Raw genomic sequence first — 13,462 nt, 5'->3', positions numbered from 1 at the left:
TTATGCACTAGTGCAATGGAGATCGCAATGCCGGACACCTCGACCTCGGCGGCCTACCAGGAGACCGACCGGACCGTCCCCGCTCGCTACCGCGACCGGACCTCGTACGACCGCGCGTTGGTGCACGGCATCCTCGACGCGGCGTACGTGTGTCACCTGGGGTTCGTCCGCGACGGCGCACCCGTGGTGCTGCCGACGCTGTTCGGCCGCGTCGGCGAACGGCTCTACATACACGGCTCCACCGGCTCCCGCCCCCTGCGCGCGGCGGGCCAGGCCGACCCGGGGCTGCCGGTCTGCCTGACCGTCACCCACGTCGACGGGCTCGTGCTCGCCCGCTCCGCCTTCCACCACTCGATCAACTTCCGCTCCGTCGTGGTGCACGGCGTCGCGCACGAGGTCACCGACCCGCAGGAGAAGCGCACCGCGCTGAACGCGCTGGTGGACCACGTCGTCCCGGGTCGCTCCCTCGACTCGCGCCCGCCGGTGGCGAAGGAACTGGCCGCGACCGCGGTGATCAGCCTCGACCTCAACGAGGTCTCGGCGAAGGTCCGCACCGGAGGCCCCAACGACGACGCCGAGGACCTTGCGCTGCCGCACTGGGCCGGCGTACTGCCGCTCGCCGCAAGCTACGGCGCGCCCATCCCGTCGGACGACCTCGACCCGGCGGTGGCCGTACCCGCGTACCTCACCGCACGCTGAGACCGGCCGGCCAGGGGCCGCCGCCCGGTATCGAATGCCGCCCCGCATCGAATGCCGCACGGCACCGGCCCGACGCGGCTGGGCCGCCTCGCACGGCGCGAAGGACGCCGCGGGCCCGGGCCCGGGCTTGCCGAGCCCGCGGCCGGGGCCTGTCGCTCGCTACAACGCCACCGCCTCCCGGCGGGCCCTCGCCGCGTCCCTGGTCTCGGTCGCCGCGAGCCCGAGCACCGCGAGCAGCAGCAGCGCGGTGCCCGCCGCGGTGGCCACGGTGATGCGTTCGCCGAGCACCGACACGGCGATCACGGCCGCACTCACCGGTTCGAGCAGCATGATCACGGAGACGGTCGCAGAGCGCACGACCGCCGCCCCGGCGAAGTAGAGGGCATACGCGAGCGCCGTCGGCACGGCCGCCACGTACAGCAGCAGGACGACCACCCGCACCGGATCCCCGGTGTGCGGCAGCAGGCCCTCGGAGCACGCGAACGGCGCCAGGCACAGCGCCGCCACACCGAAGGCCCAGGCCGTGGTCGTCGAGGGGTCGGCGGCGCCGCCGCTCCGGCCGAGCCATCGGGTGAGCAGCGTGATGGCCGCGTACCCGGCAGCCGACAGCAACGCGAGAGCGACCCCCGAGGGCCGGACGGTGCCTGCGCCGTTGCCGGTCCACAGCACGGCGAGCCCGGCGAGCGCCCCGGCGACGGCCGCCGTACCCCACAGGCCGATCCGCTCCCCCAGGGCGAGCCGGGCGCCGAGCGCGATCAGCACGGGGCCGGCGCCGAGCGTCACCACGGTCGCGACCGCGAGGCCGGTCGCCTCGACGGCCGCGAAGTACGCGCTCTGGAACACCATCAGGCCGACGCCGGTACCGAGGATGCGAAGGAGCCGGCGGCCGCGCGCCTCGGGCACGACCGACGCGGCGGGCCCGGGCCGGCGGCGCAACGCCATCGCGCCGAGCAGCAGGACGAGTCCGCCCGCGCAACGCCAGAAGGACAGGGCGAGCGGTCCGAGGTCGCTCGCGCCGAAGACGAGAGCCGCGGCAGCGCCCGCCGTACCCCAGGCGGCGCCGGCGAAGGCGAGGTAGAGCAGACCGCGCCCGACGGACAGCGGGGTGGGGGTGGCCATGGCAAGGCCCGTTGAAGCGTTCGACACGTGCGTACTCCGAGGAGGAAGACTGCTGGCTGGTCGCTGGCGTGGGATGCGCGGGCAGCGACGAGCCGCTCGGGGAGTGCCCGAGCCGGATCTTCGTCAGGGAGTGCGGCCGCCCGCGTTACGCGGCGGGAGGCGGCAGTACGGTCGCGTGCATGATCGCCACCCTAGGCGGCGGAGTGCCCGGCCGACAACTCCCCTTCGGCGGAGGCGGGTCCGCCCGCTGCGACCGGTCCCGAGGGGGCTCGCGGCGTCGAGGACTGGGCGATGAAAGCGCCGCACAGGACCACCGCGCCGCCGATGATCTGCGGAGCGGCCAGGTGCTCGCCGAGCAGGACCCAGGCGAAGACCGTGGCCAGCACGGCTTCGAGGCAGGCGACGACTCCGGCGACCTGCGGGGAGAGCTTGCGCACCGAGACGACGCCGGTGATGTACGCGACGACGGTGGCGATCAGCACGATCCAGCACAGCAGCAGCGCCGCGGGAACCGGCGTTCCGTTCATGTCGGCGCTGCCGCCGAGCACCGACCACTTCATGCCCCAGGGCCGGGCGAGGACCGTCAGGACGAGGGAGCCGATGAGCAGTCCGTACGCGATGACGCCGATGGGGTCGGCCGCGTCGTCACTGTCGCCGCCATGGTCGGACAGGACGAAGTAGCCGACCTGGCAGCAGGCGGCGCCGAGGGCGAGGAGCAGGCCGAGCGCGTCGAAGCTCAGCCCGGACCAGATCTCCACGACGCAGGCGAGTCCACCGGCGGCGAGGACCACTCCGGCCGCGGCGGCCCGGGTCACGGGCCTGCGCTGGACGAAGCGGACCCAGCCGAGGACGAGCGCGGGCGCGAGGTATTCGACGAGCAGGGCCACGCCCACGGGTATGCGGGAGAGCGAGGCGAAGTAGCAGGCCTGGACGCCGGCCACGGCAAGGAGGCCGAACCCGGCGAGCAGCGCGGGTTTGCGCAGCACCAGGCGGCGGTGGCGCCAGGCCACCGGGAGCATGACGAGCGCGGCCCCGGTGACCCGGAGCCACACCACGTGCAGCGGGTCGAGCCCCGCTTCGATGAGCGGCTTGGCCGCCACACCTGAACCGCCGAATGCGAACGCCGACGCCAGGGCCAGTCCCAGGCCGACGCTTCTTCCCTGAGACGCGTGCATCGGCACATGATGACAGGCCGGGTCAGGACCGTCATCCGGGTGACACCTGTCGAGACGGGGGCCGACCGTGACACGGCGTGCGCCGGGCAACGAAGCGGTTCGGTGGGGGTGGTGGGCTGCCCTCGATGCCGTTCAGGCCGGGCGGGACGACTTGTCCCCGCGCTCGGTCCGCGGGGCCCCGGCGCCTTCGCCCTGGCCGATGCCGTTCACGTCGGGCGATGCCGTTCGACCTGGGCGATGCCGTTCACGCGCCGGGCGATGCCGTTCAACCGTGGCGGGACGGCCGTTCACGTCGGGCGATGCCGTTCGACCCTGGCGGGACGGCCGTTCAGGCGGGCGGGTGGCGGAGCTGGGCGCGTCCATCCCACGGCGGTCCACCCCCCGTGGGCGCCACTCACCCCTGGCGGGACGACTCGTCCAGGCGACGGGTGAGCGAGGCCGGGTCCACGGCCGCGTGGTGGAGCACCTCGACGGCGCGGCACTCGGCATCGGCGGCGAGGGCCGCGAGGAGGTCGCATCCTCCGGCCCGGTCACGGCCCCTCGCCGCGGCGCGCCGCAGCGCGTGGTCCATCGCCGTGAGCGCGCTCGGCGACCAGCCGGGCTGGGTCATCACCGGCACCTCCCCCGAGTCCTCCACGGATCCCTGCCACCGCAGCCCGTATCCGATGCTGCGCTGCACCAAATACCCGAGCACGCGCGCGATCTGCGGTGTGCTCTCGAAGGCGGCCCGCACTTCCGGGTCGCTCTCCATCAGCGAGTGCAGCAGATGCGCGGTGTCCAGCTGCCGGTCTCCGTCCCGCAGCGCCCTTCTGCGGGCGCCGGCGACCACCGAGGCGAGCTCCGCGGTGAGCCTGGCTTCGATGTCTGCGGCGGAAGAGGCCCGGTCGTCTGCGGGGGAAGAGGCCTGGTCGGGCGCTCGGGAGGTAGCACTGTGCACCCCTCTACCCCATCAGCCGCCGACCCGGGACACATCCCCGTCCGGGAGCATTTGCGCCTCCGACAGAAGGTGGGCACGGATGACCGGGTTCTCCTCCTTACGGAGGAGATCGCGGGATTTTCCCCCACGGGGGCAACCATGACCCCGCGTGGGACCCGGCCGAGGGCACACGTCGGCAGCCATGACCCCGCGTGGGAGCCGGTGGAGCACACACGTCGGCAACCATGCCGCCGCGCGGGAGCCGGTCGAAGGCACACCCCGGCAAGCACGACCCCGCGTGGGGGCCGGCCGAAAGCGCACGCCACCCCTCCCCCGCTCCCGGCGCAACCGCGCCGACGTTCGGGCTCGTCCTTCCCGGGTGACACACCCGTCCCCGCAGCCCGCCGAGGGAGCGTTGATGTGCTGGATGATCGCCCTCCTGGCCAAGGACGGACTGCAGTACGTGTACCGCGTGTACGCGCCGCGCGACGCGTTGCCGGGCGATCTGTTCTGGGCCGCGTTCCACTGCCACGACGAGTCGGACCGGCCGCGCGCGTCGGACCTGTTCGACTCCGCCGAGATCTGGGCGCTGGAGACGCAGCGGATCTGAAAGCCTTACGGGGTACGCGAGTTCACCATCTGAAACCTGACGGTTCATCAGTATTGAATGTTGTGCGACGCCCCGCTACGTTCCGCGCCAGGTCCCCGACACCGTCCCACGAAGGAGTGGTCGCATGGCCGAGGTCAGCGCGGAGGCACGTATCGAGGCCCCGGCCGAGAAGGTCTGGGCGCAGCTCACCGACTTCTCCTCGTACGGCGAGTGGAACGCCACACACACCAGTTTCCCCACGGGTGGCCCGGAGAAGCTGGAGCTGGGGGCGACCTACGCGGAGAACATGAAACTGATGGGCTTCCCGGCCGAAGTGGCCTGGACGGTGGACGAGTTCGAGGCCGGGCGGGTGTTCGCGGTCAAGGGCAAGGGCCCGATGGGCGTGAACGTCGCCAACCGGTACACCGTGGTCCCCGACGGTGCGGCGAGCACGGTCCGTATCGAGGGGGAGTTCACCGGCGCGGCCGTCTCCCTCATGGCGGGCAAGTTGAAGGACTCGGCGACGGCCGCGCTCAACGAATCGCTGCGCAAGCTCGGGGGCCTGTGCGCGTGACACACGAAAGCCCCGCGGCGGGTGGCCGCGGGGCTTCGCTCTGCCCGAGGTTCAGTCCTCGTCGGCGAGGATCAGATACAGCTTCTTGCGGGCGTCGTTGATGACGGCGAGCGCCTTGTCGCGCTGAGCGGCCGAGCCCGTCTTCCAGACCTGGCCGAACGCCTCCATCAGGCCGAAGCCGGCCTGCCGGATCTCCTGCATGGCCTCCCAGTCGACTCCGCGCCCGGCGTCCTCCCAGGGAGCGTCGGCTCCCGATTCGGCCTCCGTACGCCCGGTGTCGGTGAGCGTGAACAGCTTCTTGCCGCCCTCGCTCTCACTGGTGATCAGGCCCTCGTCCTCCAGGAGCTGAAGGGTCGGGTAGACGGAGCCCGGGCTGGGCTTCCAGGCCCCGCCGCTGCGCTCGCCGATTTCCTGGATCATCTCGTAGCCGTGCATCGACCGGTCCTTCAGGAGGGCCAGGATCGACGCGCGGACATCGCCGCGCCGCGCCCTGCCCCGCGGGCCGCCCCGGCCACCACGGCCGGGCCCGAACGGGCCGCCGCCCCAAGGTCCCCCGCCGAAGCCGGGACCGAAGGGCCCGAAGGCGGCACGCCGCCCCTCGAAGTCACCCCGACCGCGATGGCCGGGCCCGTGCTGTCCGTGTCCATGTGAACGCATAGTTCATTTCCTTCCATCGTTGATCTGTCGCGATGCGTCAACGATATATCGCCGACTTACGCTTGGCAACCCTCTTCCTTGACGACTGTGGTGAGCCGGTGACCTGCCTCAACGAATCTGGCACGGATCTCATCGAAGCTGCTCTGATCCAACTTCGTCTCAGCGCCTCTGCACGTCGCGACGATGTGACTCAGCGAATCGGCATCCAGCACTGGTTCCGGGTTACGCAATCCGCAGACGTGCCACCGCCGTTGACCAGCGGAATGACGCACTTTCCCCCGATCTCTCTGCAGGCTCAGGCGGGGGCTCTCAGCAAGGTGTGTCGCATCCTCTGACGACTGTCGTGCCGACGGAGGGCTTGGGTGCAGGCACCAGGGGGCGGGATCCGATCATTAGGCTTTCGTCCATGACCAGCGTCCCCGGATTCACCTGCTCGTGCTGCGGCCAGTTCCACGCGGAACTGCCGATGAACTACTCGGCCACGGCCCCCTACTCCTGGGACCCGAGCTTCGCCGACAGCGACGACAGCCTGCTCTCCTCCGACCAGTGCGTCATCAAGGCTGAGCACTACTTCGTCAAGGGGCTGGTCGAGATACCGGTCATCGGCAGCGACGACGTGTTCTCGTGGGCCGCCTGGGTGTCTCTGAGCAGGGAAAACTTCTCCCGCGCGGCAGACATGTGGGAGACCCCCGGCCGCGAAGCCGAGAGCTCGTACTTCGGATGGCTGACCACTGAACTGTCCCCGTACTCGCCCAGCACCATCAACCTGAAGACCCACGTCCACACACGTCCCGTCGGTCAGCGCCCCTTCATCGAGCTGGAGCCCACCCACCATCCCCTCGCCGTGGAACAACGCAACGGCATCACTCTGGATCGCGTTCGCGAAATCGCCGAAGCTGTTCTCCACTCCACCAGCGATGACGCCTGATCCGAGCCCATGGACGGCCTGATGAAACAGCGTCGCCCGGACTAGCTACTGCTGGCAGTGGCCTTGCGGCGGCACCGCTGGGCCTTCTCCCGGCAGCTCCATGAGCACCATCGAAAGGCTCTGCCGGGCTCATCTCTCTCCGGCATGCCGAGCAGGCCCTCAACCTTCGGTGAGACTAACGAGCGGATGACCGCAGACGGCGACGATCACCCTGCTCGACGGGTCTGTAGTGTGCGGCAATGACAAGAAGCGAGCGGCTTGCGGAGCAGTTGGACTGGTACTGGCGCAAGAATCTGCGGCCACGGCTGGACGGTCTTACTGACGAGGAGTACTTCTGGGAGCCGGTGCGCGACTGCTGGAGCATCCGCCCGCGTGGCACGTCGGCCGCACCGATGTCGGAAGGTCCGGGGGAATGGACGTTGGACTACGCGTCCCCTGACCTGGTCCCGACGCCCGCGCCGGTGACCACGATTGCCTGGCGGCTGGCGCACATCATCGTCTCCTGCCTGGGCTATCGGGCCGGATGGTATTTCGGCGGCCAGGCTGTCGACTCTGAGACGTTCGCCTACGCGGGGACCGCTGACGAGGCGCTGAAACAGCTCGATGAGATGTATGGGAGATGGAACGTTGGGGTCCGCGAGCTCTCGGACGCTGACCTGGACAATCCGCCCACGGTGGGTCCCGAGCGGTTTCCCATGGAGAACAGGGTCCTGCACGTCAACAGGGAGCTGATCCATCATGGCGCCGAGATCTCCCTGCTGCGCGACCTCTACCGCTGGCGGGACGGGGCCGGGCCGCACCGCATATGACTTTCGGTAACCGGCGACGAGCTTCGGGGACTTACGGGGAGTCCGTGATGCTCCATGGCTGCTGCCGCCGCCGATAGGTCTCGCGATCTTTGAACCGTCGTTCTGCCTTCCCTACTTCTCCCTTGGGATGGGACAGCGTCACCTTCCGTCGCCGCTATGTCTTCCGGCGACAGCACTGAGAGCATGTCCGGCGCGGTGGCCCAGGCCGGGTGCGACGCCAGTCGGCGAACCCGGGGCTGTGCTTGTGCCGGCTGGACTCCCGCACCGGATCCGTGGCCCCAACCGGCATATCCCAGCTGGTTGATCATCCTTCAGTGGCATTCGATCAGCGATCACTGGCACAGGCCACCGTGATCGACCCGCGCCGCCGCCGGGCCGCACCCGCCTCGGTGGTCCGGTCGCTCGGGCAGCCGTTCGGGCGCAGGCTGGAGTGAGCGGAGCTGGAGCCGCCGAACGGACGTGGCGGCTCTGAATGCTCCAGGAACCCGGAAGGGGGTGCCGTCATGTCCCGGTTCATGGACGTCCACCACGGAATGGCCGGCATCACGGCCGACCAGCTGAAACAAGCCCACCAGGCGGACCTCGCCATCGAGAAGGAAGAGGGCGTCCACTTCGAGAGCGCCTGGGCCGACCCGGAGTCGGGGACGGTGTACTGCCTGTCCGAAGCCCCGTCGGCCGAAGCCGTACAACGCCCCACGAGCGGGCCGGTCACCCCGCCGACGAGGTCCACCCCGTCCCGCTGACCGCCTGAAGCCGAGGACCCGCCGGACGGCACAGCCGCGTACGCGACGTCGGCGCACCACCGGTGTGTGCCGATGCGCTTCCCTGCGTCCCGGCGCTTGCGTCCGGATGGTGCGTCCCGCTCGTTCCCGCCGCCCGAACCAACCCTGTTCCCACCGCACTTGGCCGCGTACGAAGGCCCCGGGTGACAGCGCACGGTGAACGTTCTGCCACGATACGGAGCTCGATCACCAGGGTGGGAGTGACAGCGATGACGTACGAGATCGTTTCCGAAGAGGTCGACATCGAGGTGGGCGGCGCCCTGCCGATGTCCGCGTACCTGGCGCGTCCGGCCGGGAGCGGTGAGCACCCGGCCGTGCTCGTGTGCGCCGAACTATGGGGCGTCACCGATGACGTACGTGACGTGGTCAGGCAGGTCGCGGCGCTCGGCTACGTCGCGATAGCTCCGAACCTGTACCACCGCTCCGGCCCGGAGACCGCCACGGGTTTGGCGGAGAGCGCGGCCAATCGCGAGCGTGCCTTCGGGCTGCTCGGCCGGCTGACCCGGGACGGCGTGGAGACAGATCTGCGGGCCGCCCTCGATTTCGTCCGCGACCACGCGCACGCCGCCCACAGGACCGGCGTCCTGGGATTCAGCCTCGGTGGCCACATCGCCTACTTCGCGGCGAGCCGGCTCGACCTCGCCGCGGCCGCGATCTTCTACCCGGGGTGGCTGCCCACCACGGGCACCGCGCTCAGCCGGCCTGAACCGCTCCTGGAGGTGGCGACCAAGGGCATCGCCGACCATGACGTCAACATGCTCATGTTCTTCGCCGAACTCGACCACGTGATCGACGAGAACCAGCGTCGCCAGATCGGCGAAGCGCTCACGTCGGCCGGGGCGCGGCACGAGGAAATCGTCTACCCGGGCGCCCAGCACGCCTTCTTCTTTCCAGGACGTGAGCCCTATGACGAGGCCGCCTCACGGGATTCCTGGAGCCGCGTACGCGATCTGTTCGCCAGTGAGCTCGGCCAGTAGGCGGGCCTGGGGCCTCGGGCCTCGGGCCTCGGGCTCGTGAGCGCGCAGGCCGGCCCGGGGTTCGTGAGCGCGTAACCCGGTCCCGGGGTTCGTGAGCGGCCGGGCGGTCTCCCGCCTCCGCGGCGAAGGACCGCCGACCCGCCGGGGCCCGGGCCGTCGTCCTCGGCTCGGTCGCGTCTGCCCGGGCCGCGGCCGGCCCCGGCGGGTCAGCCGCGGGACGAGATGGCATGGCCACGGGCTCGGCAGACGGCGCGGCGTCCGTGACACCCGTGACACCCGTGACACCCGCCGCGTCCGCCGCGTCCGCCAACCTCCGTACGCAAGGACGGTCCCGCACATCAAGCCGGCCGTCCCGAATTGGCCTTGGTTCCCGGTGTCTTCCACCCCGTACGGTGTCGCCATGCGCATCCGAATCGTCGACGCCTTCACCGACCGTCCCTTCGCCGGCAATCCGGCCGGGGTCCTCCTGCTCGACGGCTTCCCGGCCGACAGCTGGCTTCAGGACGTGGCCCGGGAGGTCAATCACGCCGAGACCGCCTTCGCCCACCCCCTGCCGCCCGGCAGTGACGCGGACTGGGCGCTGCGCTGGTTCACTCCGGCGACCGAGGTCGACATGTGCGGCCACGCCACGCTGGCCACGGCGCACGTCCTGCATTCCACCGGGGCCGCCACAGGGACGGTACGGTTCGCCGCGCGCTGCGGCATCCTCACCGCGAGGGCCCAGGACGACGGCGCGATCGTCCTGGACTTCCCCACCTCGTCCCTGACGGAGGAAGCCGTACCGGACGGCCTCGCGAAGGCGCTGGGCGCGGAGGTCGTGTCGGTCCACGACACCTCGCCGGACATCGGCGACCTGCTGGTGGAACTCGCCGACGAGCGGTCCGTACGCGCCCTCGCGCCCGACGCCCGCACCCTGGGACGGCACTCGCGGCGCGGCATCATCGCCACGGCCGCGGCGGCGGATCCCGGCGCCGGGTACGACTTCGTGTCCCGTTGCTTCTTCCCCAACGTCGGCATCGACGAGGATCCGGTCACGGGCAGCGCCCATACCGCGCTCGCTCCGTTCTGGTCGGCGCGCCTGGGCCGTGCCGAACTGACCGGCCTTCAGGCCTCGGCCCGCTCCGGCCTCGTCCGCACCGAACTGTGTGGTGAGCGCACCCTGCTCACCGGACGCGCGGTGACCGTCATCGACGGCGAACTCCTGACCGCACCCCGCAAGCACGCCGCCGACGTGTAAGGGGCGCCGGCAATGGCCGAACGCCCCTTACCGTGCCCCGCTCCCCCGCCTCACATGGTGGGCAGCCAGCTCACCCTGCCCGCGAGCAGCGCGTACCCGACGAAGGCGCCGATGTCGAGGAGCGCATGCGCCACCACGAGCGGGCCGACCCGCCGCCAGCGCCGGTAGAGCAGCACGAAGACCACGCCCATCACCATGTTGCCGAGGAAGCCGCCGACGCCCTGGTAGAGGTGGTACGAGCCGCGCAGCACGGAGCTCGCGACCAGCGCGGCCATCGGCGTCCACCCCAACTGGCCGAGCCTGCGCAGCAGATATCCGACGACGATCACTTCTTCGAGTACGGCGTTCTGGAGCGCCGACAGCACGAGTACCGGGTACTTCCACCAGACGCCGGGCAGCGATTCGGGTACGACGGTCAGATTGCCGCCCGCGGCGCGCGCCACCAGGTAGAAGGCGAGCCCCGCGCTGCCGATCCCGGCGGCGATCAGGACACCCCGGCCGATGTCCGGCCACGGCCGCGTACGGTCGAAGCCGAGCGCCCGCAGACCGCCGGCCCGTTCGCGCAGCAGAAGGTGCGCCACGAGCGCGACCGGCACGAGCGCCGTCGCGATGCCGAAGAGCTGCCAGGCGAGGTCGAGCCACGGTCGCCCGGGAGCGTACGAGGTGTTGAGGTGCGCCGCCTGGTGCTTGAGACCGCCCGGCTTGGTGAGCGATCCGACAAAGCTGATCAGCGCCGACACTCCGCTCGCGCCGAGCGAGAGCGCCAGGACGAGCAGGGTCTCGGACCGCAGGATCTGCGGTGAACTCCCCTCCTCGGGAAGAGAAACAGCCACCCGCTCAACCTCCACCTGCACACCTGCCTCCAGTTGACGAATCCCGTGCCATCCCCACCGCCGCCCCGCTAGGGTCTCGAAGGACATTACGAAGATCGCGCGCGACAGGCCGGGGGACGGGCGCCATTGCGATGGCGCGGTCCCCCTTTCCTTGTTCACCATTCAAGGAGGGGCACCACCGCCATGGGACGTCACAGCTTGCCCGACGACGCCGCGTCCGCGAGCAGCGGGGCCACCCGGGTGGCCGCCTCCCGGCGCACGGTCGCCCTCGCCACGGTTCTCGTGATGGCCGTGGCCGGGGGTACGGCCGTCGCGGTCCAGCGCGGGGTGCTCTCCTTCCGCCGCTCCTGCACGGACTCCGCCGTACGGCTCGATCTGGTCGCCTCGCCCGATGTGGCGCCCGCCGTCAGGGCCGTCGCCGACCGGGCCCGCCGGGACAAGATCACCTCGGACGGCTCGTGCATGGACGTGCGGGTGAGCGCCCGTGACTCCTACGAGGTCGCCGCTTCGTTCGCCTCCGCCGCCAAACCCGACTTCTCGGTGTGGATACCCGACGCCTCGCTGTGGATCGACCGGGCCAAGGACGCCTCCGCGAACGTGCTCACCGCGGGCCACGTCGCCGCCTCGCCGGTCGCCCTCGCGGTCCTCCCCCGGGCCGCCCAGACGCTCGGCTGGCCCAGGAAGACGTACACGTGGGCGGAGTTGGCCACCGCCACCGCTCAGGACGACACGGTGGGACTCGGTTCGGCCGACCCCGCTCGCAGTGCTTCCGGACTGCTCGCCCTGAGCTGCGTCGGGAAGTCGGCGGCGAGCGCGGGAGCCGACGGCGACACGCGGACGGCCGCCCTCGCCAAGCTGCTTGCGCGGCGGGTCTACGCCGACGACGCGGAGGCGGTGAAGACACTCGCATCGGGCAGCTCGGGCGGCTCGGGTGGCTCTGACGACTCGCGGCGCAACCAGGCACTGGTCCTGTCCGAACAGGCGGCCTTCACGTACAACGCCGCACACGGGACGGCGCAGCGGCTGCGGCTCTTCTACCCCGAGGACGGCGCACCCCAGCTCGACTATCCGTACACCATGGTCCGCGAGGCGCGGATGAGCACCGACGAGAGCCGGGCCGCGATGCGCTTCATGACCCTGCTTGGCGATCCCGAATCCCTGCGTGTCCTGGGCGAAGCGGGCTTCCGTACCCCCGGAGGTCCTGCCGCGGAACAGGTCGCATCGGCGGCCGGCGCCCGTTCCCCCCAGCCGTACGCGAGTGCGACCGCGGAGCCGCCGTCGGCGCAGGAACTCCAGGACGCGCTCGGCATGTGGACGATCACCGTGCAGAGCGCACGGCTGACGACGGTGGTGGACGCCTCGGCTTCGATGGCCACCCCGGTGCCGGGCGCGGGCGGGCGTTCCCGCATGGACGTCACCAAGTCCTCGCTGACGCGGGCGCTTTCACAGTTCACGCCCGACGACGAGATCGGTCTGTGGGACTTCGCCACCCACCTCGACGGCTCGCACGACTACCGTCGGCTGGTGCCGACCGCCCGGCTCGGCGATCCGGCGGGCGGGGGCCGTACCCAGCGCGACCGGCTCACCCAGGCTTTCGCCGCCCTCCAGCCGGTGCCCGACGGCGGGACCGGCCTCTTCGACACGACGCTGGCCGCATACCAGGAGGCGACCTCGACGTATGCGCCGGGCAAGTTCAACGCGGTGGTGCTGCTCACCGACGGCGCCAACGAGGACCCGGGAAGCATGTCGCGGGCCGACCTCGTCTCGCGGCTGCGCAAGCTGAGAGACCCCGCGAGACCGGTGCCGCTGATCGCCGTCGCCGTCGGCCCGCAGGCCGATGCGGACGAGGTGCGGGGGATCGCGAAGGCGACCGGCGGCGCGGCGTACCGGGTGAACGACCCGGCCGGCGTCCAGGCCGTGATCCTTGAGGCGATCATGGAGCTCGGCCGGGCACAGAGCCGCGAAGGACGTTGAAGGACCGCGCGCCGAGGGTCGGCCCCGACCGCGAAGACCCGTCGACCAGGACCGGCCCCGCGTCGGCCACCACTGGGCCAGTCGGCCGCGCAAGGCCGGCGCTGCGGGGCCCGCGGGCCGCGAAGACCCCCGCTGGCCCAGACCAGCCCCCCGGCGGCCCCACGCGGGCAAGCCGACCGCACACAGTCAGCGC

The 13,462-nt window shown here is 71.1% G+C and carries 13 protein-coding genes and 1 pseudogene; 9 read left to right on the top strand and 5 right to left on the bottom strand.

The window, feature by feature from the left end:
• Positions 1-15 precede the first annotated feature (15 nt).
• On the top strand, positions 16-699 hold the full coding sequence (locus ACGFW5_RS19305; protein WP_393835450.1) for a pyridoxamine 5'-phosphate oxidase family protein: 684 nt from the start codon (positions 16-18) through the stop codon (positions 697-699).
• A 159-nt stretch (positions 700-858) separates the two neighbouring features.
• On the opposite strand, the gene ACGFW5_RS19300 is transcribed toward ACGFW5_RS19305, so the two are convergent.
• From ACGFW5_RS19300 to ACGFW5_RS19290, 3 genes are all read right to left on the bottom strand, one after another.
• A complete protein-coding gene (locus ACGFW5_RS19300; RefSeq protein WP_393835573.1) occupies positions 859-1,818 on the bottom strand; it encodes a DMT family transporter in 960 nt (319 codons plus the stop codon).
• 191 nt (positions 1,819-2,009) lie between these two features.
• A complete protein-coding gene (locus ACGFW5_RS19295; RefSeq protein WP_393835449.1) occupies positions 2,010-2,993 on the bottom strand; it encodes a DMT family transporter in 984 nt (327 codons plus the stop codon).
• Between the two features lie 394 nt (positions 2,994-3,387).
• Positions 3,388-3,930, bottom strand: a complete 543-nt coding sequence (locus ACGFW5_RS19290; RefSeq protein ID WP_393835448.1) for a Clp protease N-terminal domain-containing protein — start codon at positions 3,928-3,930, stop codon at positions 3,388-3,390.
• Positions 3,931-4,327: 397 nt separating this feature from the next.
• Between ACGFW5_RS19290 and ACGFW5_RS19285 the strand changes: the two genes are divergently transcribed.
• Entirely contained in the window at positions 4,328-4,519 is a 192-nt protein-coding gene (locus ACGFW5_RS19285; RefSeq protein ID WP_393835447.1) for a hypothetical protein, read from the top strand.
• A gap of 124 nt (positions 4,520-4,643) precedes the next feature.
• Complete coding sequence (locus ACGFW5_RS19280; RefSeq protein WP_393835446.1) at positions 4,644-5,072, top strand: SRPBCC family protein; 429 nt, start codon at positions 4,644-4,646, stop codon at positions 5,070-5,072.
• A gap of 51 nt (positions 5,073-5,123) precedes the next feature.
• Here ACGFW5_RS19280 and ACGFW5_RS19275 read toward each other — a convergent pair whose 3' ends face one another.
• On the bottom strand, positions 5,124-5,729 hold the full coding sequence (locus ACGFW5_RS19275; protein WP_393835445.1) for a PadR family transcriptional regulator: 606 nt from the start codon (positions 5,727-5,729) through the stop codon (positions 5,124-5,126).
• 406 nt (positions 5,730-6,135) lie between these two features.
• Between ACGFW5_RS19275 and ACGFW5_RS19270 the strand changes: the two genes are divergently transcribed.
• From ACGFW5_RS19270 to ACGFW5_RS19250, 5 genes and pseudogenes are all read left to right on the top strand, one after another.
• The gene (locus tag ACGFW5_RS19270) at positions 6,136-6,657 is read left to right on the top strand and encodes a DUF2199 domain-containing protein (RefSeq protein WP_393835444.1); all 522 of its coding nucleotides are present in this window, start codon (positions 6,136-6,138) and stop codon (positions 6,655-6,657) included.
• Positions 6,658-6,896: 239 nt separating this feature from the next.
• Positions 6,897-7,466: a DinB family protein gene (locus ACGFW5_RS19265; RefSeq protein ID WP_393835443.1), complete on the top strand. Its 570-nt coding sequence runs from the start codon at positions 6,897-6,899 to the stop codon at positions 7,464-7,466.
• 503 nt (positions 7,467-7,969) lie between these two features.
• Positions 7,970-8,217: pseudogene (locus tag ACGFW5_RS19260) on the top strand (SCO4226 family nickel-binding protein).
• Between the two features lie 240 nt (positions 8,218-8,457).
• Positions 8,458-9,225, top strand: coding sequence for a dienelactone hydrolase family protein (locus ACGFW5_RS19255; protein WP_393835442.1), 768 nt, complete (start codon positions 8,458-8,460; stop codon positions 9,223-9,225).
• Positions 9,226-9,625: 400 nt separating this feature from the next.
• Positions 9,626-10,462 (top strand): PhzF family phenazine biosynthesis protein, encoded by an 837-nt coding sequence (locus tag ACGFW5_RS19250; protein ID WP_393835441.1) that lies wholly within the window; start codon positions 9,626-9,628, stop codon positions 10,460-10,462.
• A 50-nt stretch (positions 10,463-10,512) separates the two neighbouring features.
• Here the strand turns inward: ACGFW5_RS19250 and ACGFW5_RS19245 are convergent, their stop codons facing one another.
• Positions 10,513-11,295: a CPBP family intramembrane glutamic endopeptidase gene (locus ACGFW5_RS19245; protein WP_393835440.1), complete on the bottom strand. Its 783-nt coding sequence runs from the start codon at positions 11,293-11,295 to the stop codon at positions 10,513-10,515.
• Between the two features lie 183 nt (positions 11,296-11,478).
• Here ACGFW5_RS19245 and ACGFW5_RS19240 point away from each other — a divergent pair, with 183 nt between their 5' ends.
• The gene (locus ACGFW5_RS19240) at positions 11,479-13,269 is read left to right on the top strand and encodes a substrate-binding domain-containing protein (protein WP_393835439.1); all 1,791 of its coding nucleotides are present in this window, start codon (positions 11,479-11,481) and stop codon (positions 13,267-13,269) included.
• Positions 13,270-13,462 lie beyond the last annotated feature (193 nt).

It is taken from the genome of Streptomyces sp. NPDC048416 (genome assembly GCF_043200435.1).
Taxonomy (GTDB): Bacteria; Actinomycetota; Actinomycetes; order Streptomycetales; family Streptomycetaceae; genus Streptomyces.
This window is presented reverse-complemented; position numbering and strand designations above follow the sequence as displayed.

What these genes read in the sequence shown, in the direction of transcription:
- ACGFW5_RS19250 (WP_393835441.1), top strand. Translation starts at nt 9,626, where the DNA reads ATGCGCATCCGAATCGTCGACGCCTTCACCGACCGTCCCTTCGCCGGC.
- ACGFW5_RS19275 (WP_393835445.1), bottom strand. Translation starts at nt 5,729, where the DNA reads ATGCGTTCACATGGACACGGACAGCACGGGCCCGGCCATCGCGGTCGG.
- ACGFW5_RS19295 (WP_393835449.1), bottom strand. Translation starts at nt 2,993, where the DNA reads ATGCACGCGTCTCAGGGAAGAAGCGTCGGCCTGGGACTGGCCCTGGCG.
- ACGFW5_RS19240 (WP_393835439.1), top strand. Translation starts at nt 11,479, where the DNA reads ATGGGACGTCACAGCTTGCCCGACGACGCCGCGTCCGCGAGCAGCGGG.
- ACGFW5_RS19300 (WP_393835573.1), bottom strand. Translation starts at nt 1,818, where the DNA reads ATGGCCACCCCCACCCCGCTGTCCGTCGGGCGCGGTCTGCTCTACCTC.
- ACGFW5_RS19305 (WP_393835450.1), top strand. Translation starts at nt 16, where the DNA reads ATGGAGATCGCAATGCCGGACACCTCGACCTCGGCGGCCTACCAGGAG.
- ACGFW5_RS19270 (WP_393835444.1), top strand. Translation starts at nt 6,136, where the DNA reads ATGACCAGCGTCCCCGGATTCACCTGCTCGTGCTGCGGCCAGTTCCAC.
- ACGFW5_RS19255 (WP_393835442.1), top strand. Translation starts at nt 8,458, where the DNA reads ATGACGTACGAGATCGTTTCCGAAGAGGTCGACATCGAGGTGGGCGGC.
- ACGFW5_RS19285 (WP_393835447.1), top strand. Translation starts at nt 4,328, where the DNA reads ATGTGCTGGATGATCGCCCTCCTGGCCAAGGACGGACTGCAGTACGTG.
- ACGFW5_RS19280 (WP_393835446.1), top strand. Translation starts at nt 4,644, where the DNA reads ATGGCCGAGGTCAGCGCGGAGGCACGTATCGAGGCCCCGGCCGAGAAG.
- ACGFW5_RS19265 (WP_393835443.1), top strand. Translation starts at nt 6,897, where the DNA reads ATGACAAGAAGCGAGCGGCTTGCGGAGCAGTTGGACTGGTACTGGCGC.